This is a genomic window from Photobacterium aphoticum (genome assembly GCF_001029435.1).
GTDB classification, from domain to species: domain Bacteria; phylum Pseudomonadota; class Gammaproteobacteria; order Enterobacterales; family Vibrionaceae; genus Photobacterium; species Photobacterium aphoticum.
In genome coordinates this window covers 294,720-319,763 of record NZ_LDOV01000010.1, presented here as the reverse complement: position 1 = coordinate 319,763, position 25,044 = coordinate 294,720, and the positions used below count along the sequence as shown (strand labels likewise).

20 protein-coding genes are annotated in these 25,044 nt (G+C 48.8%); 11 read left to right on the top strand and 9 right to left on the bottom strand.

What is annotated here, in order from left to right:
• Positions 1-3: 3 nt before the first annotated feature.
• The 4 genes from ABT58_RS05440 (at position 4) to sstT (ending at position 6,264) form a co-directional block, all read left to right on the top strand.
• Positions 4-969 carry a vWA domain-containing protein gene (locus ABT58_RS05440; protein ID WP_047873313.1) on the top strand — a complete coding sequence of 322 codons (966 nt, stop codon included), beginning with the start codon at positions 4-6 and terminating at the stop codon, positions 967-969.
• On the top strand, positions 962-3,010 hold the full coding sequence (locus ABT58_RS05435) for a VWA domain-containing protein (protein ID WP_047873312.1): 2,049 nt from the start codon (positions 962-964) through the stop codon (positions 3,008-3,010). The genes ABT58_RS05440 and ABT58_RS05435 overlap by 8 nt, the downstream gene beginning before the upstream one ends.
• Before the next feature lie 7 nt (positions 3,011-3,017).
• Complete coding sequence (locus tag ABT58_RS05430) at positions 3,018-4,724, top strand: BatD family protein (protein ID WP_082210969.1); 1,707 nt, start codon at positions 3,018-3,020, stop codon at positions 4,722-4,724.
• A gap of 274 nt (positions 4,725-4,998) precedes the next feature.
• A complete protein-coding gene (sstT, locus tag ABT58_RS05425) occupies positions 4,999-6,264 on the top strand; it encodes a serine/threonine transporter SstT (protein ID WP_047873310.1) in 1,266 nt (421 codons plus the stop codon).
• 119 nt (positions 6,265-6,383) lie between these two features.
• On the opposite strand, the gene ABT58_RS05420 is transcribed toward sstT, so the two are convergent.
• From ABT58_RS05420 to ABT58_RS05410, 3 genes are all read right to left on the bottom strand, one after another.
• Entirely contained in the window at positions 6,384-7,370 is a 987-nt protein-coding gene (locus tag ABT58_RS05420) for an outer membrane beta-barrel protein (RefSeq protein WP_047873309.1), read from the bottom strand.
• A 318-nt stretch (positions 7,371-7,688) separates the two neighbouring features.
• Positions 7,689-8,120: a PAS domain-containing protein gene (locus ABT58_RS05415; RefSeq protein ID WP_047873308.1), complete on the bottom strand. Its 432-nt coding sequence runs from the start codon at positions 8,118-8,120 to the stop codon at positions 7,689-7,691.
• A gap of 4 nt (positions 8,121-8,124) precedes the next feature.
• Positions 8,125-9,129, bottom strand: a complete 1,005-nt coding sequence (locus tag ABT58_RS05410; RefSeq protein WP_047873307.1) for a response regulator — start codon at positions 9,127-9,129, stop codon at positions 8,125-8,127.
• A gap of 250 nt (positions 9,130-9,379) precedes the next feature.
• On the opposite strand from ABT58_RS05410, the gene ABT58_RS05405 reads away from it, so the two are divergent.
• Positions 9,380-10,876, top strand: coding sequence for an FAD-dependent oxidoreductase (locus ABT58_RS05405; protein ID WP_047873626.1), 1,497 nt, complete (start codon positions 9,380-9,382; stop codon positions 10,874-10,876).
• Positions 10,877-10,894: 18 nt separating this feature from the next.
• On the opposite strand, the gene ABT58_RS05400 is transcribed toward ABT58_RS05405, so the two are convergent.
• The 3 genes from ABT58_RS05400 to ABT58_RS05390 form a co-directional block, all read right to left on the bottom strand.
• Positions 10,895-11,215 (bottom strand): cupin domain-containing protein, encoded by a 321-nt coding sequence (locus ABT58_RS05400; RefSeq protein ID WP_189595442.1) that lies wholly within the window; start codon positions 11,213-11,215, stop codon positions 10,895-10,897.
• Positions 11,216-11,367: 152 nt separating this feature from the next.
• A complete protein-coding gene (locus ABT58_RS05395) occupies positions 11,368-12,045 on the bottom strand; it encodes a chromosome segregation ATPase (protein ID WP_229821521.1) in 678 nt (225 codons plus the stop codon).
• A gap of 187 nt (positions 12,046-12,232) precedes the next feature.
• Entirely contained in the window at positions 12,233-13,294 is a 1,062-nt protein-coding gene (locus ABT58_RS05390; protein ID WP_047873305.1) for a PTS sugar transporter subunit IIC, read from the bottom strand.
• Between the two features lie 359 nt (positions 13,295-13,653).
• Between ABT58_RS05390 and ABT58_RS05385 the strand changes: the two genes are divergently transcribed.
• The 4 genes from ABT58_RS05385 (at position 13,654) to ABT58_RS05370 (ending at position 17,106) form a co-directional block, all read left to right on the top strand.
• Positions 13,654-14,568 (top strand): DNA ligase, encoded by a 915-nt coding sequence (locus tag ABT58_RS05385; RefSeq protein WP_047873304.1) that lies wholly within the window; start codon positions 13,654-13,656, stop codon positions 14,566-14,568.
• A gap of 237 nt (positions 14,569-14,805) precedes the next feature.
• Complete coding sequence (locus ABT58_RS05380) at positions 14,806-15,120, top strand: PepSY domain-containing protein (RefSeq protein WP_229821561.1); 315 nt, start codon at positions 14,806-14,808, stop codon at positions 15,118-15,120.
• Positions 15,117-15,776, top strand: a complete 660-nt coding sequence (locus ABT58_RS05375) for a response regulator transcription factor (RefSeq protein WP_047873302.1) — start codon at positions 15,117-15,119, stop codon at positions 15,774-15,776. The genes ABT58_RS05380 and ABT58_RS05375 overlap by 4 nt, the downstream gene beginning before the upstream one ends.
• Positions 15,766-17,106, top strand: a complete 1,341-nt coding sequence (locus tag ABT58_RS05370) for an ATP-binding protein (RefSeq protein WP_047873301.1) — start codon at positions 15,766-15,768, stop codon at positions 17,104-17,106. Before ABT58_RS05375 ends, ABT58_RS05370 begins: the two co-directional genes overlap by 11 nt.
• A gap of 291 nt (positions 17,107-17,397) precedes the next feature.
• Here ABT58_RS05370 and ABT58_RS05365 read toward each other — a convergent pair whose 3' ends face one another.
• Positions 17,398-17,637: a hypothetical protein gene (locus ABT58_RS05365; protein ID WP_047873300.1), complete on the bottom strand. Its 240-nt coding sequence runs from the start codon at positions 17,635-17,637 to the stop codon at positions 17,398-17,400.
• Between the two features lie 253 nt (positions 17,638-17,890).
• On the opposite strand from ABT58_RS05365, the gene ABT58_RS05360 reads away from it, so the two are divergent.
• Positions 17,891-19,537 carry an ABC-ATPase domain-containing protein gene (locus tag ABT58_RS05360; protein ID WP_047873299.1) on the top strand — a complete coding sequence of 549 codons (1,647 nt, stop codon included), beginning with the start codon at positions 17,891-17,893 and terminating at the stop codon, positions 19,535-19,537.
• Between the two features lie 196 nt (positions 19,538-19,733).
• Positions 19,734-20,519, top strand: a complete 786-nt coding sequence (locus tag ABT58_RS05355) for a hypothetical protein (protein ID WP_047873298.1) — start codon at positions 19,734-19,736, stop codon at positions 20,517-20,519.
• A gap of 94 nt (positions 20,520-20,613) precedes the next feature.
• Here the strand turns inward: ABT58_RS05355 and glgB are convergent, their stop codons facing one another.
• Both glgB and malQ read right to left on the bottom strand, forming a co-directional pair.
• The gene (gene glgB, locus ABT58_RS05350) at positions 20,614-22,767 is read right to left on the bottom strand and encodes a 1,4-alpha-glucan branching protein GlgB (protein ID WP_047873624.1); all 2,154 of its coding nucleotides are present in this window, start codon (positions 22,765-22,767) and stop codon (positions 20,614-20,616) included.
• 53 nt (positions 22,768-22,820) lie between these two features.
• Positions 22,821-25,004 carry a 4-alpha-glucanotransferase gene (malQ, locus tag ABT58_RS05345; RefSeq protein ID WP_047873297.1) on the bottom strand — a complete coding sequence of 728 codons (2,184 nt, stop codon included), beginning with the start codon at positions 25,002-25,004 and terminating at the stop codon, positions 22,821-22,823.
• Positions 25,005-25,044: the final 40 nt, after the last annotated feature.

The window sequence follows — 25,044 nt, the reverse complement described above, 5'->3', positions numbered from 1 at the left end:
GTCATGTTTGAATTTACCTGGTTATGGGCGTTTGCCCTGCTGCCATTACCTTTCTTGGTCTATTTTCTCAGTAAACCGACCATTCAACCGGCAGCTATCCGCTTACCTAAATTGCCTGCCGGCCTTGGTCAACAACAGAAGAAAAGTCGCTGGCTAATAGGGTTGATGGCCGCCGCATGGATAGCACTGGTTGTCGCCTGTGCGCGACCTGTATGGTACGGCGATCCGATTGAAATCAGCCCTGAGCACCGCGATATGATGCTTGCAGTCGATTTATCCGGCTCAATGTCAATGGAAGACATGGTAACGACCAATGGCGATCACATTGACCGCCTCACGGCCGTTAAAAACGTTCTGCATGACTTTATTGGTGAACGTAAAGGGGATCGCCTCGGGTTAGTACTGTTTGCCAACCACGGTTATCTGCAAACCCCACTCACCTTTGACCGCAATACGGTACAACAGCAACTTGACCGTACGGTACTGGGGCTTATCGGCCAAAGTACCGCCATTGGTGAAGGTCTGGGTGTGGCAACAAAAACCTTCATCGACAGTGATGCGCCACAGCGCGTCATCATCTTGCTCAGTGATGGGGCCAATACGGCAGGTGTGATTGATCCCCTTGAGGCGGCTGAACTGGCACAGAAAAGCAATGTGACCATTTATACCGTCGGTGTCGGCGCAGAAGAGATGGAACAACGCACATTCTTCTCTACGCGCACGGTGAATCCGTCACAAGACTTGGATGAACATATGCTACGCCGCATTGCTGAAATGACTGGCGGCCAGTATTTCCGCGCCCGTAACCCACAAGAGCTAAAACAGATTTACGCAATGATTGACCAGTTGGAGCCCATCAATAACGCCCAACAAACCTGGCGTCCTCGTGAAGAATGGTTCCCGTATCCACTGGCCTTTGCGCTGTTACTGTCCATCGTTATTGTTATCGTGAGAAAACGTCATGGCTAGTTTCACATTTCTCTACCCTGCGTGGCTGTTTGCGCTATTGCCGCTCGCCATATTCTTACCTTGGCTACGACGGGGTCAGCACAAACAAGGGCTTATCGCCCCCCATTTGGCGGCAAAACTGGGTTTTCAACACAGCCAGAAAACCCAGCGTTTCCTGCCTGGATTGAGTGTATTGTGGTTATGCATGGTGATCGCCCTCGCTGGCCCAAGTTGGCAAAAAACCACACTACCCGCTTATAGCCTATCCAATGCCCGTGTACTGGTAATGGACATGTCACGGTCGATGTATGCGACCGACGTGACGCCTAACCGCCTTACTCAAGCGCGCTTTAAAGCAATGGATATGCTACCGGGCTGGAAAGAAGGCAGCACAGGATTGGTCGCGTATGCGGCTGATGGCTACACCATCAGTCCATTAACAGAAGACAGCAAAACACTGGCGAACCTTATCCCATCCCTATCACCGGAAATTATGCCGTTCCAAGGCAGTAATGCCGCAGCCGGGATTCAAGAAGCTATTCACTTGCTGAAACAAGCCGGTCACCTAAAAGGTGACATTATCCTGATCACCGATGGGCTCAATGATGAAGAATTAGCCAAAAGCCAAGCGGAATTAGCCAACACGGAATACCGCGTCTCTATTTTGGCGGTCGGCACACCTCAGGGCGCGCCAATTCGTCTGCCTGAAGGCAACTTGCTCACCGATCCGCAAGGTAACACGGTGGTCGACAAATTGGATATCGACAACTTGCTGCCGTTGACGCAATCAACGGGGGGCATCTTGCAATTGGCGCAAGGCACAAACAGTGATGTTGACCAAATTGTTGCTGCCACCAGCAAATCGAGCACAGATGCTGAAAAGGATAAGAAGAAGACACTGGAAGAGCGCATTAACAACGGCTTCTGGTTACTGCTACCCATTGTGGTATTGGCACTGTTTGGCTTTAAACGTGGCATTGTGTTAGCGCTACTTATCACGGTAATGCCGGTCGATATGGCGCATGCGGCCGATTGGAAAAAACCCTTCAGCAATGACGATACCGTGGGGTTTGAACTCTACGAAAAAGGGGAATTTGCAGAAGCAGCTAAGCACTTTACCTCCCCTACCTGGAAAGGTGCGGCCGAATACAAAGCGGGTGACTATGAACAGGCTATCGAAACCTTAAAGCCTCTGAAGGATGCGCAATCTCGCTATAACTTGGGGAATGCGTATGCCCAAAGCGGCCAATTAGAGGAAGCAGAAAAGTCCTATCGCTCTGTGCTGGATGCTCAACCTGAACACAAAGACGCCCAGAAGAACCTCAGCGTTGTTGAAGCGGCGAAAAAGCAGCAAGAACAGCAGAATCAGCAGAATCAGCAGAATCAGCAGAATCAGCAGAATCAGCAGAATCAAAATAACGCCGGCCAAAACCAGCAACAACAGCAAGGCGATAAGTCGTCCCAAAACCCGCAACAGGGACAGGACCAGCAATCACAGAATCAACAAGGACAAAATCAACAGAGCCAGAACCAGCAAGGACAAAACCAAAACGGTCAATCCTCATCGGGACAATCTCAGCAGCACCCGGGATCTCAAAGCAATAACGATCCTCAAGGTGAGCAAGGTTCACAACAGCAGCAGTCCCACAATCAAAAAGGACAGCAACAAGGGCAACAGCAGCCTTCAGGCGCTAACCCACAACATGCTGATAAAGGAAAGAGCGATCAGCAATCTCAATCAGGGACGGATGATGCGATGAAACAGCCACAACACGCATCTTCACAATCCGGACAAAAAGACGGACAAAAACAGGAAGAAAGTGACCAATCATCACACACTTCCGTGACCAAAATGTCCGACAACGAGAAAGGTGACGAGAATAAAGCGAATGCCTCTGCGGCGGCTGAAGGCGGTGACGGTAACAGTAACGCGTCAGCCAGTGATCCCGTTTTGAAAAAACTTGAGCAAGTACCCAATGATACGGCGGAGTTGATCCGTGCCCAGATTATTCTGCAGGCACGACAAAAAGATGCCCCTCAGGACACAGAGAATTCATGGTAATCAGACAATGACACGACTAAATACATTCCCATCATCACAAGCGACATGCTCTCGCTGGGGCTCCCCTGTTGTGGCCCTCATTGCATGCATGCTATTGCTTTTTTCTGCGGCGAGTCAGGCCGCTCAAGCCGTCGCCACCGTGTCGAAAAACATTGTTGGCGTCAATGAGGTCTTTCAATTGCAGGTCAGTATCGACGACAACGTCAATACCAATGCGCTGGATCTCTCCGTATTGGGCGATCACTTTAACTATGGATCACCACAGGTCAGCAGTGGCCAGAACTTCATCAACGGGGTGGTAAGCCGTAATACCACGTGGACAGTTGCACTTGCCGCCAAAGCCGTCGGTGATTTTACTATCCCGAGTTTTAAGATTGGTGCCACGCAGACGGATCCCATCACCATTAAGGTGTTGAAAACGGCCACTAACGGCGCTGCGGTCGACACAAAACCGAATATCGCGCTATCTGCGACATTAGATAAAGAGTCGGCCTACATTGGGGAAACCTTACGCTACACCGTCAGACTGCGCATTGGTGAGCAAATGAGTGATGCCTCACTACAAGGCCCTTCTGGTGATGGCTTGAACGTCAAACAGGTAGGCGATGATCGTCAATTCGAAAGCGTGATCAACGGCCGTCGCTACTTGATCATTACCCGTGATTACCAAATCACACCAAGCAAAGCAGGGAAAATCTTGCTGCGTGGTGCAACGTTCAACGGCACCTTAGTGAAAGGCAACCGTGGATTTGGTTCGACATTACGTATTCCGTTTGAAGAACAAACTGACGATCAAACTCTGATGGTGAAAGGCAAACCGGCCGACTACAAAGGGCTGTGGTTGCCAACCGAAGATTTACAACTGGATCAAGAATGGGAACCGACAACCTCAAGCTTGAAGGTCGGCGAGCCGATCACTCGCATCCTGACACTGCGCATCAAAAATGCAGAGCAAAGCAGTATGCCGAACATTACCCTCACCTACCCGTCTTCGGTACGTGTGTACGATGAAAAACCAGAATATGGCAGTGTTGACGACTACACGACCATGACACTTAAACAAGTGATCATTCCACGCGCAGAAGGCAAATTAACCTTACCGGCATTGTCGATTAACTGGTGGAATACCAATACGGCCAAACAACAAACCACGAAAGTGGACGGCTTGACTTTAGATATTCAACCGGGTGAAGCCAATGCCTCACTGGTTGTCGCGCCACAAACGCAGGCAACACCGGCCATCACAGCACCTGTGGCTCCTGCTGCTGAAGTCGCACCAGTCTCCCACGGCATTTGGCCTTGGATCAGTGGTATTTTCGCACTGCTAGCCGCAAGCTTTGCCGCATTATGGTGGCGCGAACGCACTCAGCGCATTGCACTGACTCATGCCTTAGCACAGCATGCGACGCCAACCATGCGAGTGTTACCAGACACAGACCCACTTCAGGGGATGATCAATGCCGTCGAGAACGATCAGGCTATTTTACTGCAGACGTATTTTCAGCAGTGGATCAAACAAAACCCTTCCCACCCTGATAGCGAAAATATCCGAACTCTTGTCGAAAATCAGATGAAAGCTCGATACTCATCGGATAAGAAAACTATCAATAAAGAGGAATTAAACGCATTAAAAACGTGCTTACAATCCCTCAAAAAACGTGATCTCAACACGGATAACAAGCAAAAAAGTGCCTTGGAACCGATGATTCCATAAGCATTTTATATGGTTACGATAAAAAACAAGCCCGCTTGATGCGGGCTTTTTTAACAACATTTTCTGCCAAAACACGCCTTCATTAACAAATATTCCTGCTATTTCTCTGTTACAGCAATAGGTTCCGTTTTTAGCGACATAAGATGTAAATAAAAAGTTTCCTAAAAGTTCATTAAATCAATAGTGGAAATATGCCGAAATTCCTGTTACAAAATGTGACGAAAGCAAAATTTAATGCTTCGACACATAATTAATAAAATATGCAGGATGTAACATGAATCAATCACAACCGTTCTTAGCCCGGGTTGCAAATGGTAGCCTCGTGATACAGATACTCATTGGTATTATCGCTGGTGTCCTTCTTGCAATGCTATCCCCCGCTTCGGCCATCAAAGTCGGGTTCCTTGGTAACCTCTTTGTTAGTGCGCTGAAAGCTGTCGCACCCATCCTTGTCTTCATTCTGGTCGCATCTTCGATCGCCAATCAGAAAAAAGGCACGCATACCAATATGAAACCAATCATTGTGCTGTACCTATTTGGTACATTGATGGCTTCATTCACCGCTGTTACGATGAGTTTTCTTTTCCCTACCACTCTGACTCTGGTAACCGGTGCAACTAACGCTGCGCCACCAGAAGGGATCAGTGAAGTCCTTAATACCCTACTTTTCCAAATCGTGGATAACCCTGTTCACGCGTTGATGAACGGTAACTTCATCGGTATTTTGGCCTGGGCCATTGCATTAGGTTTTGCGCTTCACCAAGCCAGTGATGCTACAAAACAAGTGTTCCATGACATGTCGAACGGTATCACGCTGATTGTTCGCTTTGTGATCCGCCTGGCACCTATCGGTATCTTCGGCTTGGTATCAAACACCTTTGCGGCAACCGGTTTTGATGCCCTGGTGGGTTACGCACACCTATTGGCGGTACTGCTAGGCTCAATGGCCATCATTGCCTTTGTGGTTAACCCAATCATCGTGTACGTGAAAACCAAAGAAAATCCATACCCACTGGTACTACGCTGTATCCGTGAAAGTGGTATTACAGCGTTCTTTACCCGTAGTTCTGCAGCAAACATTCCGGTGAACATGCAGTTATGTAAAGACTTGGATCTGCATGAAGATACGTATTCTGTGTCTATCCCACTGGGTGCGACCATCAACATGGCGGGTGCTGCGATCACCATTACAGTACTGACGTTGGCAGCGGTACACACCATGGGTATTGAAGTCGATATGGCAACAGCTATTTTGCTGAGTGTTGTGGCTGCGGTATCTGCTTGTGGTGCATCAGGTGTAGCCGGTGGTTCTCTACTACTGATCCCATTGGCGTCTAGCCTGTTCGGTATCCCGAACGAAGTGGCGATGCAAGTGGTTGCGGTTGGCTTCATCATCGGTGTGATTCAAGACTCTGCTGAAACGGCACTAAACAGTTCAACTGACGTTATCTTTACTGCTGCAGCCTGTAAGGCCGCTGAAGCAAAGATGCCAGCGGCAAATAAAGCCGCTATCAATGACGCAGATGTACACACGGCTTAAGCTACAGAGATAGCCAAAGCAACAACACAACATCACAACATCACAAAAAACATATAAAAAAAATCCAGCACCTCGGTGCTGGATTTTTTATTTGTCATGCGACTTTGTTTGCAAGCGTCTTAGAGTTTAGTCACTTCAAAGCTTGGTACAAACACTTCTACACGACGGTTTTGAGCGCGACCTTGCTCTGTATCGTTAGAAGCAACAGGCTCAAGTTCACCGCGTCCCTGTACCACGATACGGCTTTCAGCAATACCAACCTGCTTCGCAACGTAGCCCGCAACCACAGATGCACGTTCTTCAGACAACTTCTGGTTGTATTCAACAGAACCACGACTATCAGTATGACCGACAACGTACAGTTTCGTATCTGGGTAAGCTTGCAGCTGCTTCACAACAGGTTGCAGTAAGTTAATGTCTTCTTGTGTCAGCTTATTACTGTCGAAGGCAAACGGTAGGATAGCACCAACCGCTTCAATGGTGATGATTTCTGGTTGTGGCTGAGGTTCAGGCTCTGGCGTTGGCTCTGGCGCTTCCACAACAGGCATCGGTGCTGGTGCACCCCAATGGTAAACCAAGCTCAGACCGTAGAAGTGTACATCACTTTCACCTGGTTGCTGAGTGTCACCAATTTGGTTGTAGTATTGGTACTCAATGCGTGCTGATAAATCATCATTAAAGAAGTATTCCGCACCCACACCCGCTGTCGGCGCAATACCTGATTCATCGTTATTCGTTACGCTGTTATCAGCATCGTAGACAAAACCACCTGCTTTCGCGTAAATATCAAACTGTGGTAACACTTCATATGTGAACTTACCGACTAGGTCGATACCTTGCACTTCAAAGCCGTCATTAAGATAGTCAGCTTGGCCCAGGTAGGTGTAGCCAGCTTCAAGGCCAAACCATGAATTAACGTTGTAGCCGACAAACAGACCGCCGCCCCAATCGTCCTTATCCAGATCTTTGCCCTTCAACTCGCCATCGACGTTATCAAAGCTCGTTCCCCCTACGCGCGCACCCACGTACCACGGATTTTCAGTACCGGCTTGTACAGCACCAGAAATCAACAGTGCAAGCGGCAGGATCTTGAAGATTTTTTTCATAATTGTATATCCCTACTTTTTTTTACCACTACCGATTCATTTTTAGAACAACATGATTTTTTTGCGTCAATTTATTGGATAAAGATGACGTAAATCACATATTTGGCACATGATACACGACAAAAAAGTGACATCAACCCCAACTGGTAGCACTTAATTGCATATGGAGTGTTCAACTATTCTGAATATTCCTTATTTTTCAGAACGTAAACGTCAAAATAAAGTCAAATGACAAATTTTCATTTTGCATACAAAAAAAGCCTGCTGATCAGCAGGCTTTTATGTTGAATTTCATTAATTTAATTTGTCAGACCAACTTCATTGCATGACGAGGACTTCTGCAGAGGCATCTTCAATGGCCAAAAAGAGGTAATCAATATCCCCTCGTGGTGAGGTCATCGGATTCAACGTCACATTCTGATACATGAACGGTGCTTGCTGTGTAATCGGACGTACGTTACGGCATTTAAACAAATATGGCCGTTGACGCCAGGTCACAAACCCTCTGCATCCCAAATCAAATACTGGCTTCACTTTCAGCGCAAACCAATCTTGGGGAATTTCAGGAAACAACTCAAACAGGTTTTTACCGATCGCTTCATGCGCTTGTTTACCACTGTGGTGTGTCATAAAGCCATTCCACACATGCACGGTATAATCACGATCGATCACCACCAGGCCAACATCGACGTGTTGTACCATATCCACCATCCAGTGGAATTGTTCAAATTCTGCAGGTAATGACAGCATGTGATTACTCCTCATCCATCAAATATGACAACTTGTTATCTAACAATGGGAATGACTCATCCACAAACATCAGCAGTAAATCACACTTGATCGCCGTCCCTTCAATGCTATAGCTCACCTCAAACGTCATGGTGCGTCGCCAGTTGCTCTCTGTCTTTTCAATCATGTGATCAATCGACATATGCTGCCCCAGTACAACAGGATAACTTTGGAAAAACTTCACTTCCGCTTGCTGCCCGAGGCCTTTGAGGAAAGAGCCCACCAAAATGTTACTGACATCCATCAACAACTCTAATTCGGTATCGACCCCATCTATTACCGGGTAATTCATCAGCTTGATCAGATCTGCCACACTGGAATCACTGAGCAGTACCAGCGCTTCGCCTGCAATCCCCTCACCATTGAAACCTTGGCAGATCCCCGACATGTTGCTGTTGCTGGCCAAGTGACGCATGGTCATATGCAGTTCACTGACCTCAAAAATATTCACATTAGGCAAGGGCAAATGTACAAATACATTAAAATGACGCGCTAATGAGTCGGCGGCACGACCAATCGCCACATTCGCCACTTCCTGATACACGTCACGACGGCGCAATACCGGCGTTGAGGGGCGCGTCACAACGCTATCCAACGACAGGGGCTGAGGCGAAATCAGCGTTTTCAGCAATTGATGCAGTACGGCTTTATCAATTGGCTTTTTTAGAAACTCAATGGCCCCCAGGGCTTTAACGCGTGCTTGTGCTTGCGGCTGAATATCCCCGGAAACAACAATGGTTTTCACCGCAATGCCTTGCTGCTGCATCGATTCAAGCGTTTGATAACCATCCATTTCTGGCATGGTGAGATCTAAAAACAGAAGATCAAAATGGGCGTGCTGAAGATGTTGCAGGGCTTGTACCCCATTCTCAGCAAAGGTGATTTCAGGGGAAATGGATGATGGTAAAGCTCTCGCCATCTGCTTACGGGCTAACGCAGAATCATCACAAATCAAAATGGCGGTAGACATGGACTCTCTCACTGTGTGCGTTGCCTAAAGACGCTGCTCCACAAATATCATGGACCGGCCAGATATAAGTTGGATGGACAATATCTTGAAAACGCATCATTTTTTGCTTTTACCGTATAGTATCAGCAACATGCTTGACGGTCTTGAAGAATATGCCGTCCCTCCGTTTTTTTTCAAGTTGCATTGTGATCCTGTGCCAGTAAAATCAACGTATTCGATACCACTGTTTAATGACTCACTGACACAACTTATGAATGAATACAGCATTTCTGCACCTACCTCCCCGCATTCTCTTCGCGTTGGCATTATAGGCGGTGGTATTGCAGGCTCCACGATGGCGCTACAATTAGCGGAATTGGGCATTCACGTTGAGCTGTTTGAAGCTGGCACGAGTCTTGTTAATGGCCCGCCCATTTGTCACCTCCATGCTGGCGGCAACTTGTATCGTGAAATCTCTGATGAGCAATGTATCACCTTGCTGAAGCAATCCATTGATACGGTTAAAGTGTTCCCGCACACCGTTAACGTGCGCCCAACGGTGATTGCCGTTCCACAACACGACAGCAGTGATCCGGCCGCTTTACTCCCTCGTCTAAACACACTCCAAGCGATTTACCAGCAGTTGGTCAAAGACGATGCGACCAATGAAGTACTGGGTGATCCGCAGCATTACTTCAAGCTGTACGAACAGGAAGACATGGCACGCTTGGCACAGTGCGCGACGCCGGATGTACCGACCACGCTGGATGATTGGATGATCCCGGTTGCCAAGCAACTGAACCTCGACAGCTTTAAGTTCCCGCTCGTGCTGGTGCAAGAATTTGGCTGGAGTGTATTCCGATTGTCTGCGACGGCGCAGTTAGCGCTTTCCCGTATGCCCAATTGTGCCGTACATACGCACAGTAAAGTGACACACCTCCAACAGAATGCCGAGCAAACCTGGACGATTGAGTACCAGACGCAGCCCTCACCAGAGGCTGAACACCACACACACACCACACAAGTGGATTACCTGATCAACGCCTGTGGCTTCCAGACCGGTACTATTGATGACTTAGCGAAATTGTCTCGCGAGCGTCTTGTCGAATTTAAAGCCGCTTACGTGACTCATTGGGCGGAATGTGACGGTATTTGGCCGGAAGTGATTTTCCACGGTGAGCGCGGCACGCCAGATGGCATGGCACAACTGACGCCTTACCCTAATGGTTATTTCCAGTTACATGGCATGACAGAAGACATCACCCTGTTCAAGCAAGGACTGGTTTCAAGTACCGCTCAAAGCGCCCAACCACAGCTGCAAGACACGTTTATTCGTAAGATCCAACAAGGTTGGCCAAACGATGAAGCGACATTACGCTCAGAGCGCGCTATTACGCATATGTCTCGCTTTGTCCCTCACTATGCGTCTGCTACGGTGGGTGGCAAACCGTTATTTGGTGCTCAGCAAATCCCTGGGGGCGATGCCTCTCTGCGTGCAGCCGATATTTCGTTTGATGGTCAGCGTTATGCGCGAACCGAGATTGTGAAAGCCTCATCAGCCTTGTCTGCGGCACACAGCGTGGTCGACAAACTGATTGAAGAAGGACTGTTCACCTATCACGACAGTGAGCAAATGCAGGCACTAACCTTGCCTGTCACCCGCGCTGTCTCAGCCAATGATGTAGAAACCAAAGCCGTCGCATTGGCAGAAGAACGTCAGTACCCAATGGCATTGGCACAACCGTTCTCCTACCCCATCGCCTCGTAACGGCGCTGACTTCCATTCTTACCGATAAAAGACCGCCAGCCAGATCGTTTCCGTATCTGGCGCGGTCCAAAACACCTGATGGCGTTGATGCGCTGGAATATTGATATGATCCCCTTCATTCAATGTCACCTCGCGCATGCCTTCTTCAAACAAAATCCGCCCCTGTCCTTTCACTACCATCACCCACTCATGTTCTTCTTGGTCGTACCATTGATCTGTCGGCGTGGTGTGGCCTTTTGACACAATGCGCTCAATGCGCATTTGCGACGTGCTCACCAAATCTTCCATCAACTCTTCGGGCAGTGTGCCGGGAATGTTTGCAAACAAGTTCTTAATCATAATTTTCCTTATCGCGCCTTTTTTAGTTCTGTTTAGTCTACAGGCATAAAAAAGACGAGGCCGTAACCTCGTCTATCGATGTTAATACCGTGATGAATGATGCAAGCACTTATTTACCAGTGCTCTTTCGCATTCCACGTTTCGCGTAGGCCTTATTGTGGGCGTGGGATCTCAATATCAATCTTTTGATTCAAGGCTTCCAGTTCTTCCTGCAGCGCAGCCAATTGCGCTTCAGATTCATCCACCGCTTTTAACTTATCTTCATACTTATCGCAGTCTGCCTGCGACACCCAGTTCCAACTCGTGCCAGACTTGAATTCATCGCAAGGCTGCTTAAATTCCTTCGCGGTACGCTTGGCTTTGTTGACATCTGCTTCTGCTTGACTCACTTGTTTTTGCAAGCGTAACTGCTGCTGGTATAAAGCTTTGGAATTGTCCAACACCACTTTTTGTTTCTCAGCCGTGCTGGTCAGCTTCACGACTTGCGTATCCAGTTTTTTCTGCGTCACAATCATCGACTTTTGTTCTGTCTTCATGCTCGCTAACTGTTTCTCATAGTCCGCTTTTTGCGCCGCTAATGCCTCTTCAGACGCAAGTTTATTTTGCTCAATCTCCTCACGCAGGCGGGTGATTTCAGCACCAGCGGCTTGATCCAGTTGCTGAAATTTAGATTCCCACGATGCATTATGTGCCGACAAAACCTCGGTCTCTTTTGCCAGCATTGCCATGGCTTCATCACTGGGACGCTGCGCACCAAAATACCAGCCGGCAGAAGCAACAACGGCGCCTAATGCAATACCCGCAACTAATGAAACTTTCCAAGATGTCATATTCATATCCATAGCATACCCGTACTGTAAGAATAGATGCATCCTTACCCTACGTAATACCCTCCGAGAGGGATAAACAAGCGAAGTCGGTGTTATATCAAATTTGTTAGGCAAACAGTAGGAACGGTTGCATAACTTCATGGTTCACGTGATCTTTTTCACGCATTAACGGCGCAATACCTCGTACTCAAGACAGATGAAGTGCTAAGTCACCCGGCTTAATCCACCCCATTTTTCGCATGACTTCAGCAAAAAACAGTGTGAGTACGGCAGGCAGCACAAAATGCATCAGCAAAATGGCACTGTAGGTCGCTGAACTTGACCATCCTGCCGCATCCAGCGCCATCACGGTTTGGATCTGTCCGACAAAGCCCGAGGTGCCCATACCTGCACCGAGAGGGGTATTTTCCATTGCAAAAATCAGCGTTGATACCGGCCCTAAAATGGCAGAGGTCAAAATGGTTGGCAGCCAGATCTTGCGATTTTTAATGATATTTGGCATTTGCAGCATCGACGTGCCCAGTCCCTGTGCGACTAAGCCCGCCCAGCGGTTTTCACGAAAACTCATCACTGCAAAACCCACCATTTGTACGCAACAGCCCACTGTTGCAGCACCCGCCGCTAACCCATTTAAACTCAGCATAATGGCAATGGCCGCACTACTGATCGGTAATGTCAGCGCCATACCCATCAATACTGCCACCATCATCCCCATCAAGAACGGATGCAGTTGGGTAGCATACATGATCACATCACCCAGTGATGTCATGGCATTGCCAATATAGGGACCGATAAACGTGCCGACCGCCACACCAATAATGATCGTCACAGCAGGTGTCACCAAAATATCCACTTTGGTTTCATTAGCCACCAGCTTGCCACACTCGGTCGCGATAAGCGCAGCAACAAAGGCCCCCACCGGGCCACCTAATGCCGCACCTGCTGCCCCTACTGTGGTAACGGAAAACATCACCAACGCCGGTGCTTGCAACGCATAGGCCACTGCCACTGCAATGGCGGGGCCGGTCATGTCTTTCGCCAGCGGCCACAAGGTTTCAGTAAACAACGGAATATCGAACTTCACCCCCACAGTATTGAGGATGGAGCCAATCAATAACGAGGAAAATAGGCCGAGTGCCATATAACTCATGGCTTGGATGAAATACACCTTCGGTGACAAGGTGACATTTTTACGCTTTAGAAACGCGACAAAACCGGATTCTGTCCCTGATACATGTTGTGACTGCATTTTCTAACTTTTATTCATTGGTTGTGAGGAAACAGGATTTTATCCTATGCATGCCCGTCATTTCAAAGTCTGAATCCTGCTTAATTCTGGCTTTTTCGACACGCCACCCAATGCTCACCCAGCGCAAAATACGCATAAGATCACACAATATCCCTCTCGCTACGCATTCCCACACAGCATAAACCACAACGCATCACAAACTGCATGCGTCACCAATTATCGTGTTTTTACTCACCTTCGCACTGCGCAGTAGGGTCTGACAATATCGGCGCTGACTCAGCCACACATCTTACGGTGGCAAAGCGCACGGACGATTACTTACTACTGTCTTTTATTGCTACTGTGTTTGAGGTTCGGTTATGACGACATCGTTTATCACATCCCACCGCGTTTCTCTGATTGCAGCCACTGTCAGTTGGGCGCTCAGTCCTTTTTCTGGCCATGCCTCGACGCAATTTGACCCGGCACACACGCCGACTGCTGTCATGAAAGCTACATCCATTCAAATTGAACACTGGCAAACTGAGCAAGACAGCGACCTCGATGCGTATTTCGCCAGCGAAAAACTTGACGGTATTCGGGCTATTTGGACGGGTGACAGACTTATTACCCGTCAAGGTAATCCGCTTTATCCGCCGGCATGGTTCACCGCCTCGCTTCCCTGCCACGTCACGGTTGAAGGTGAGCTCTGGCTTGGCCGAGGACAATTTCAGCATTTGAGCCACATTGTCTTGGATGACACCCCTAACGAGACACAATGGCGTAACGTGCGTTTTATGTTATTTGATGCCCCTTCAGCGGCGGGTACCTTTTCACAACGATTAGCCGTACTGAAACACATCACTCAACACGTTGACCCTGCTGTCGTAAAACTTATTGAGCAACGCACACTCACGGATGCTGACACGCTCGAAACCTGGCTGAAAAACATTGAGCGTAACGGGGGTGAAGGGATCATGCTGCACCGAAAAGACAATCCGTATTTCAATGGGCGCAGCGCAGGCGTACTAAAAGTGAAATCCTACCAAGATGATGAAGCCATTGTGACGGGGTACGAACCCGGAAAAGGGAAATACGCTGGTTTGATGGGTGCCGTGTGGGTCGTCACAGCGGATAATATTCGCTTTAAAATTGGCAGTGGTTTTCGGGACTATGACAGAGCCAACCCACCCGCTGTTGGCAGCATTATTCAGTACCGTTTCAACGGATACACGCAAAGCGGTAAACCGCGTTTTGCCCGTTATATTCGTCCTCGCCATAGTCCGGACAGCTAATTTCAAAATGAAAAGCTCGGCGGTTCTGTGAACTCTAAAACAGTTCTTAAAACACCTGACTCGCAGGGTTTCATTTCCGCCGCTATTTCCACTATTCTGGATAGCGCATCAAGCATAAAAAATGATGCTATTTTCTTCATTCAACCATCATGATTACGTTATTCATTTCCGGTTCACATTCGCGGCGTTACACTTAACACTATGAATATAAAAAGCACTTTTTTAACCGCATTTATCATGCTCTTCTGCGTGCTTCCTCAGGCCTTTGCCAATGTGCAACTGGAAATCGATGAAGATCATGATGACGTTATGTTGGCTGTCCAGCAGGGGCTTATTCAGCCCTATTCTGCGCTTCAGGCTGTGGTCAGCAAACAACTCCATGGACGGATCATCAAGGTAGAACTTGAAGAAGACGACGATGTGTGGATTTACGAGCTCAAGTTAATCGACCCAAACAACAACATCGTTCGTGTGGAATATGAAGCCAAAACCCTCACTATTCTCGAAATCAAAGGCCGTGGGCTAGAAAATATCATCAAGGTATCGCAATGAAAGTACTTGTCGTAGAAGACGAAATCGTACTGGGTGAACAGATTGTCGCCGGATTGGAAAACAATGGATGGGTTGCAGAACTGTCTTGTGACGGGATTGATGCCTTGTATCGTGCCACCTCTGAACCTTGGGATGCGATCATTCTCGATCTGGGCCTGCCTAAACTGGATGGCCTCACCGTGCTAAAAGGTATTCGTGATGAAAACGTCACCTGCCCGGTCATTATTTTGAGTGCACGAAACGAGTTAACCCAGCGCGTTGAAGGCCTAAACGCGGGTGCGGATGATTATCTGACCAAGCCTTTCCAGATGGTTGAATTGGTGGCTCGCCTGCGTGCACAGGTTCGCCGCTCGACAGGTAACACCTCTCCGGTGATCCAAGCCAGCGGCTTAAGTCTGGATACCCGCAGCTCTAAAGTGACCTACCAAGGGGAAAATGTCGACCTGACCGCGCTGGAGTTTAAAGTGCTGTCATACATGATGCACAACATCGGCAAAGTGATTTCCCGTACCGAATTGGTCGAGCACATTTATAAGCAAGACTTTGACCGTGACTCCAACACCATTGAAGTCTTCATCGGCCGAATTCGCCGCAAAATTGGTAGCGATGTGATTCAAACCGTTCGAGGGTTGGGATACCGTATCAATGGCAATTAACGCGTCTTCGCGCCCTGCCTTGCCAAGCCTTCGCAGCCGCCTGCTTATTGCTGCGGCTGTTTGGCTTTTAGGGACGACCCTGGCGGCGGGCTACCTGGTTCCCTCGTTCATCAAAAGCTATCTGGTAGAACAAGAAAAGCAGCAACTTTACTTGTATCTTGATGAGTTAACCGCGCTGACCGAAGTGAACAGCAGCGGCCAACTGCTAACGCCAAGCCCTCTCTCTAACCCGCGTTTCCAGCAGCCCTACAGTGGTCTGTACTGGACGATGAAAAACCATGAGACCGAGTTACGTTCGCGCTCTCTGTGGGACACACGCATCACAGGGAATACCAAGAAAGGCTTTAAAGGCCCGAATAAGCAATCATTGTTGGTGGTAGAACGCCAGTTTCGTTTGCCCGAAGCCGATGAACCGATTGAATTGGTGATTGCCGCTAATCAGGATCGCTTACTGGAAACCTTACAGAAACTGACCCACAGTTTATGGTTTATTTTGGCGATGTCTGCGGGCGGGACATTACTGCTGATTTGGTTACAGGTCTCTTGGTCATTGCTGCCACTCAAAGGCTTGCAAAAGAAGCTCAAGCTCGTGCGTGATGGGGAACTCTCTGAACTTACGGGTACGTATCCGGCTGAAATCCGTCCGGTGGTGGATGACTTAAATGCCCTGCTCTTCCATTATCAGGAATTACTTGAGCGAGCTCGTCAGCATGCCGGTAACTTATCACATGCCCTGAAAACCCCGATTGCGGTGCTCAACAATGAAGTGGCAAACTTGCCTATCGATGAACGTCGAAAACTGTCGCCATCATTACAGCAACTGCAGCAGCATATTGATTACCATTTGGGACGGGCACGTATGGCGGGAGCCGCGAATATCTTAGCCGCGAAAACCGCGCCTTCTCCTCGGGTGGATGCGATTTCCATGGCGATGGATAAAGTCTATGCCCACCGAGGCGTCGTTCTGGTGAATGAATTAGACAGCGAACTCATGGTGGCCGTTGAAAAGCGGGACTTGGATGAAATCATCGGTAACGTGATTGAAAACGGCTATAAATGGGCACATGGGCTGATCCGTGTTCATCATCGCGATGAAAATGCGCAGACGTTATGCATCATTGTGGAAGATGATGGCCCGGGGATTGATGATGACGGCTATGAAAGTGTCCTCAAACGCGGTGTTCGCCTTGACGAAACCACGCCGGGGACAGGGTTGGGGCTTAATATCGTTCATGAACTGACCCACAGCTATCGCGGCAAACTCACCCTCAGTCGCAGCAGCTTAGGGGGCCTGAAAGTGGAATTATTGCTACCCAAACCGCGCCAATAGTTGAGCAAGATACAACACAAATAAAAAGGCACGCTGTCAGTCGATAGCGTGCCTTTTGCTTAGGTATTGCTGCATGTCTTTGTGTGTGTATTACAGTTGTATTTCGCTTACTACTAAAATATCGAAAAGTGTGTCAGAGACGCGCTCTGCCTCTTTCTTATTTTGTCTACTTTGTTCTTATTTTCGTTATTCGTTTTTAATTGCCAATTGACGTGCATGATCCATATGTAAAGAAGGTGACGTTAAGGACGTACATACAAGGGCTTTGTTAAAGCGTTATTTGTTTTAGTGCTATAGCGGCCAAAACGTAAAGTTCACAATGCGAAGAATCACCGCCACCACAACGCAGGCCACGCCAATGCGATACCACTTAAATTCATCGACGGTCATATCAATGCGGCGGTAAAACATTCTGACTACCCCACCCCAATCCTGTGTACGGCGACCGTATTGGGCAATACCTGCCATTAACATGCCCACGCCAGCCAGTAGAAAGACATACTCAGCGATATTCAGGGTGATCTCTAACATGACTGCATCCTTCTCTTGTCGTCTACACTGAATGCTACGTCATTTACCCAACGCATCACCATTAGACCTTGGTAGAAAGTCATGTGATGTCCGTTAAGTTTCGATGACAATCAAAGCCACAATCGTGAATTGGCGGAAATGCCACCCTAAATCCAATGAAATCGGCCTATTAAGGTGAAAGTCTATATCCTTAGATAGGCGGTTTAGTGTAGAATCCCGCCCCCGGAATTTCTAACGAAGGTATCGAGGCGACATGCAATTACTCGAAGCAAAATTACATAAAATTGACCGTCACAATTACCGTAGCTACTCAAGCTTACGTGGTGAATACCATTTCGTTGACTTCGATTTTTTCATCGATATCACCCAAACCGATCCGGCTGCGCCTGCCTCGCGTGTACGTGCCCGCCGTAAATGGTCTCTGACCGATCTGGCCTGGCTAAAAGAGCAATCGCTAGACTATCAGCGCGCGGCGCGTGATTTCATTGCCCGCCACTTTGCGGATCTGACTCAGCAAATTAACGACATCGAAATTGATCGTCCGGGTCAGGCTGTCATTGACCGTACTGCCGTTGTTTTCGACGAGGATGCGATTGAACTGCGTTTTCGTGTCAACCTGCCGGCTGACGGCCGCAGCATTATTGCGAAGAAAACCGCAAACCTGCTGACCTTCACCATGCCAAAAATTATCCGTCGCGCCACGATTGCCCGTGAATTGCCGATGGAAGAATTGAAGCGCCATTGTGAAACCGTAGAAGATCAGGTTGCACTGCGTCGCCAATTGTCTGAAAAAGGCCTGATGGCGTTCGTTGCAGACGGCAGCATCTTGCCACGTTTGTCCGGTGATAGTGATCTGCCAATGGCGGACGCGATTCCGTTCACCAGCCCAGAGAGTCTGGCGATTGAACTGGATGCGCCTCATCGCGGTAAAGTACGCGGTATGGGTATTCCAAAAGGTATCACCATGATCGTTGGTGGTGGCTTCCACGGTAAATCGACGCTGTTAAACGCGATCGAGAACTCTGTCTACGACCACATCCCGGGCGATGGTCGTGAGTACATCGTGACCGACGAAACGGCCTCTAAGATCCGTGCAGAAGATGGTCGCTGCGTACACAATGTCGACCTTTCGCCATACATCAGCAATTTGCCAATGGGCAAAGATACCACCATGTTCTCAACGCAAAATGCGTCAGGTTCGACATCACAAGCCGCTTGGCTGCAAGAGTCGATCGAGTCAGGTGCACAATCACTGCTGATTGATGAAGATACCTCTGCGTCTAACTTCATGATCCGTGATGAGCGTATGCAAACGCTGATCTCGAAAGCCGACGAGCCAATCACTCCGCTGGTTGACCGTATCTCGCTACTGCGCGATCAGTTAGACCTGTCTATCCTGTTGGTGATGGGCGGTTCAGGTGACTACCTGGATGTGGCCGATACCGTTATCCAGATGCAGAACTACCAGACGCTGGATGTGACAGAAAAAGCGAAAGAAGTGGTGGCCTCTCACCCTACTCGCCGTCAGTTGGAAGGCACAACAGAAATCAGCCGTCCACGTACGCGTAAACTGAACCGTGCTGGCCTGAAAACGCAGCTTGAAGAAGGTAAATTCCGTATTCAGGTGCGTGATAAGACTTACATGCGTTTTGCGCGTGACTACATTAATTTGCAAGCGCTTGAGCAAGTTGCAGATGCCAGCCAGCTACATACCATTGGTTGGTTGTGGTTCCAGATTGCACAAGGCAAAGGTTGGGAAAAACAGCCCGCTAAAGTGTTCAGTCAAATGCTGAACGAACATTGGTTCCGCTCAATGCCACAATACGGTGATTTGGCGAAACCTCGTGTGATCGAAGTCATGGCCGTTTTGAACCGCATGCGTAAAGCTGAGTTCGAATAAGTCGCGATAAACAACACACATAATAAAAAGCCCTACTCAGGGCTTTTTTTGTGTCTGCAGGTTTTCGCATCCGTCGATATGGCCTGATTCCAAGTTATGACCCGCCCACTGCTCTTCCTGCTGCCTACACTCAACACTGACTTCATCCTAACAGCAATTTTCTAAGGTCTATTTTTCTAAAGCATAAGGAGCGTTCATGAAACGATGGACAGCTTTATTCATCCACCTCGTGTTTTTGATCGGCTCTGCGTCTCATGCGCAAGCGATTAAACCCCATACCGACGCAGCTAAAACACCGGCAGGATGGTCACACTCGCTAGAAATTTACGCCTTTGCGCTCAACATTCGCGGTGATAGCCGAATTGGGAATATTTCTACGGACCTCAACGTTGACCCATCCTTTATCATGGATCACCTTGATATGGGGGCAATGTTACGGCTGGAAGGTATCTATCAGGATCATTGGGGATACTACATTGACTACAGCTTCATGGAATTAAGTGGGGATTCGGATGCTGTACTGGATAAAGATCTGAATCTGCTTAAAGGCGATGCGGATATTCGGCAAGGTGTGCTAGAAGCTAAGGCATTTAAACGCTACCACTACCATTTCGGTTCTATCGATTACATGGCGGGCATACGGTGGTGGGACAATGACATTAATGCCAACCTGTTCACCAGCGGCGGTCGTGTTGATATCCGAAAATCGCTCGATGATGATTGGGTGGATTACTTAATCGGGGTACGCTGGATCCATCCCATCAATAAGCAATGGCGCTTTCATGCCAGTGCAGATGTAGGGCTAAGCGCAGATACGAACTTTACCAGCGGTATATTAACCGGTGCCTATTACCGCATGAGTCATTGGGCAGAATTGAATATTGCGTACAAATCCACATGGGTGGATTATGACAATGGTGATGATTTTGCTTACGACACAGCGTCTCAAGGTTTTCTATTGGGCGTGGTGTTTCATTTTTGATGAAGTCCACTTCTCCATGCCAAAAGCAAAAAAGAAGGCTGAACACTTGTGCGTTCAGCCTTTGTCTTTTCGTTGTTTCAGTCTGAGTCAGCGATTACTTCTTCGCTGGCGTAAAGCGATAGAACACGGTTGATAATGGCGGCAGATCCAAACTGATCGACTGCTTCAAGCCGTGGCTTGCCACTTTCTTCGTCTTCATCACAGACTGCACGTCAGCCTGACTGCCCCAGTACTTACTGTCATCGGTATTCAATAACAACTCGTACTCACCAGCAGCAGGCACACCCAGCAAGTAACCTTGACGCGGCACTGGCGTGAAGTTCGATACCACCAGCACCTTGTCACCGTTTAGCGCGAAACGCTCGTGGGCAAGAATACTGTTATCGGCATCGTCCTGAATGCGCCATTCAAAACCAGCCGGATCGCAATCTTGCTCATACAATGCAGGCTCAGCGGCATACACGTGGTTCAAATCTTTCACTAAGGCTTGCATGCCGCTGTGACGCGGATACTGCAACCAATGCCATTCCAACTCCCCTTCATGCGCCCATTCTGCACTTTGCGCAATCTCAGCACCCATGAAGTTCAGTTTCTTGCCTGGCTGACCGTACATGTAACCCATGTAAGCACGTAAGTTGGCCGTTTTCTGCCACTCATCACCCGGCATTTTATTCAGCAGAGAACCCTTGCCATACACCACTTCATCGTGAGAGAGCGACAGTACATAGTTTTCACTGAAGGCATACACCATCGGGAAGGTGATCGTGTTGTGGTGATACTTACGGTGTACCGACTCTTCTTTGATGTACGACAGACTGTCGTGCATCCAACCCATGTTCCACTTAAAGCCAAAGCCTAAGCCGCCCATGTCGGTAGGTTTTGTGACGCCAGGGAACGCCGTAGACTCTTCTGCAATTGTCATGGCATTCGGGTAATGACGGTACACTTCTTCATTCACCCAACGCAGTAAGCTCACAGCATCAAAGTTGACGTTGCCGCCTTCGTGGTTCGGAATCCACTGATCATGCTCACGGGAATAATCCAGATACAGCATGGATGCCACGGCATCTACGCGCAGGCCATCAATGTGGTAGTGTTCAAACCAGAACAAGGCGTTTGCCACAAGGAAACGGCGAACATGATCACGACCGTAGTCGTAAATGTAGCTCTGCCAATCCTGATGCCAGCCACGGCGTGGATCCGCGTCATTAAACAGTGCCGTACCGTCAAAGTTTGCTAAACCGTGGTCATCCGATGGGAAATGGGCTGGTACCCAATCCAGAATCACACCAATGTTTGCCTTGTGGCACTGATCAACGAAGTATTTGAAATCATCTGGCGAGCCATAACGACTGCTCGGTGCAAACAAACCAATCGGCTGATAACCCCATGAGCCATAAAACGGATGCTCAGCAATCGGCATCAACTCAACATGGGTGTACCCCATTTCGCTCAGGTAAGGGATCAATGCATCAGCCAATTCACGGTAGTTGTACATGTCACCGTTCGGGTGAGTACGCCATGAGCCAGCATGTAGTTCATAAAACGACAAAGCTTCTTGATGCTTCGCCGTCACCGGACGGGCCTGCCACGCTTTGTCTTGCCATTGGTACGTGGCCGGGTTGTACACCTTCGACGCAAATGACGGATATTGCTCGCTGTGATAGCCCCATGGATCCGCCTTATGCGGTAGCCCATTGCCAGTGCTATCTTTCAGTTCGTATTTGTACAGGGTGTCTTCTTCCAGACCCGGTACAAATAATCCCCATAGCCCGTCATCCAAACGCTGCATTGAATGACGACGGCCATCCCATGCGTTGAAATGACCAATCACACTGACAGCAGACGCATGTGGTGCAAACACCAAAAAGCGGACGCCCGATACCGGTTTGCCATTGCGGTTCAATGTGATGAGTTGCGCGCCCATCTCATTGTACATTTGTGACGGTGTCACCAATGCAGATTGAGAATGGATAAGATCATGGAACTGGTACGGGTCGTAAAATGTTTGTTCGCCATGTGGCCAGTTTACGATTAGTTGATACAGCGATGCGGTAAAGTCCATTTCCCCTTCCAGTATGAAGCCACTGTCTGCTTCACGGCTCAGCGCAATACGCTCACCGTTTTCTAGCAGGACGGCCACACTGTCAGCGCCCGGCATGTACACGCGAAGTGCCACGCCGTTGGACTGAAACTGAGGACCTAAAAATGAGAATGGGTCTGAAAATGCAGCCCTTTCGAGCTGCATGTATTCCTTATCACTGCGGGTCACGGTTAGTGTGTCCAACGCATTACTCCTGATTACGATTTCTGTGATGCTTTTTCTCGCGTTTCTGTTAAACGGCGAGTTAAGTCAACAATGTTATCGCGGGTGAAGATGTCATCTAACGTGGTAGACAGCTTACGTCGCCAGTTAGGGTATTCATCCACAGTGCCCGGGATATTGACTGGCATATCCATTTCTAGCCAGTCTTCAAGCTGCAGGCTGAGCAAGGCACTTGAGCCAGCGGCCAAGTGTAGTTGCATCGCCTCACTCAAATATCTATCCATAGGGACATATGCAGCATCTTGCCCTATACCTTCAGGAAGATAACCATGCCATGACAAACTATCAAGGATTTTTTGTTTACTTTCCGCACGGCTATCAAACAAACCTTGCAGCTGTTCCTTATTCGGATACAGGCCGAGCTCTTCACCCATCTTCAGGTCATCACAGTGCCAGAAACCACGCAGGGTTGGCATATCGTGTGTACACAACGCCGCCATCGACTGGTCAGCATAATGCGTTGGCGAGAAGAAACCGCCGTCTTCTGCTGTCTCGAAGAAGAATACCTTGTAAGAATGGATACCTGCAGTTGCCAGCTTATCAACGATCTCATCTGGCACTGTACCCAAGTCTTCACCAATCACGGTACATGCATGACGGTGACTTTCCAGCGCCAGGATTGCCATCATGTCTTCTACCGGGTAGTACATGTACGCCCCGTTTTTCGCTGAATCACCCTTCGGGATCCACCACAGGCGTAGCAGGCCTAATACGTGGTCGATACGCAATGCGCCACAGTTACGCATATTGGCACGTAGCAGTTCAATGTACGGCTCGTACGCACGCTCTTTTAGCACTTCCGGGTTTAGCGGTGGTAAGCCCCAGTTCTGGCCTAGTGGGCCAAGAATATCTGGCGGCGCGCCCACGCTGACGTCTTGACACAGTGCACCGTGGTCAGCCCAAGTCTCAGAACCTGAGTCACACACACCCACAGCAAGGTCACGGTAAAGACCCATCACCATGCCTTTTTCTTGTGCCAGTTCGTTCACTTCTGCCAGCTGAGTATCGGCCAGCCATTGCAGGTACATGTAAAGCTGTACTTGCTTGAAGTTGTCTTTAATGAATTCTTGTACCGCAGGGTTATCAAAGTGGCGGTATTTCTCAGGGAATACAGGCCAACCCCAGGTATTGTCGTCTTGTTGTTTCAGCTGTGCATGCAGCGCATCGAAGGCCGCTTGGTGCAACAGACTTTCACCGCCCTCTTCCACAAACGTCAGGAACGCTTTAGCGCGTGCCGTGTTGTTTGCCAAGTGGCGCTCAGAGAAGGTTTCAAACAACAGTGGCAGTACTGCCATTTTCAGGCATGACACTTCGCTGTAGTTTACCCAGTTCGCATTACGCGCTTCATTCAAACGCTGCTGGAACTCAGGGCTGCCAACCAATTGCTGAGCGGCATCACACTGTGCAAACTCAGTCACTGAGCTCACATCAATGTACATCAGGTTTAACCAACGGCGAGATGACGGGCTGTATGGGCTCGCCCCTTCCGGGTTCGCAGGGAATAGCGAGTGAATCGGGTTAAGACCCACGAAATCACCACCGCGTGCTGCCACATCCGCCACCAATTGCTTCAGATCACCGAAATCACCGATACCCCAGTTATGGTTGGTACGGATAGAGTAAAGCTGAACACTGGTACCCCAAAGCTTCTTGTCTTCCAGCAGGGCTTCCTGCTTGTAACAAGACGGAGGCGTAACGATCAAAGTCATCTCAAACGGTGATTTACGACGCTTACGGTAGACTTCCAGCTTGTGGTAACCCCATGCCAAATCATTTGGCAGAGCAAATACCAAGGTGCCACCGTTTTCACGCTCATCCGACACAAGTTGCGACTGCAACCAACCTTCTAGCACATCCCCTTGCTCTGTGATCAAGCGCCAGTTGAAATCGCTCACACGTGCGCTCAGCCCCAAATGCATTTCAATGTGCATTGGTTCGCTGCTGCGGATCACTTTTACTGGTGCCAACACATCCGGGCGTAAGCGCTTTTGTGCAGATTCCAGTAAGGCTTCATCATTTTTTGTGTCGTAACCCAGTGCAGTCAGCAAACGACGGATCGTCTCGCTGTCTACGCTAGCTTCATCACCCCAAGCACTGACGTAATGATCAGCAATGCCAACCATTTCAGCTACTTGTTTTAATACTTGATCATCTTTCATCGTTATCTCCGTGAGCGGCCTTTCGGCCGCTACGATGTTA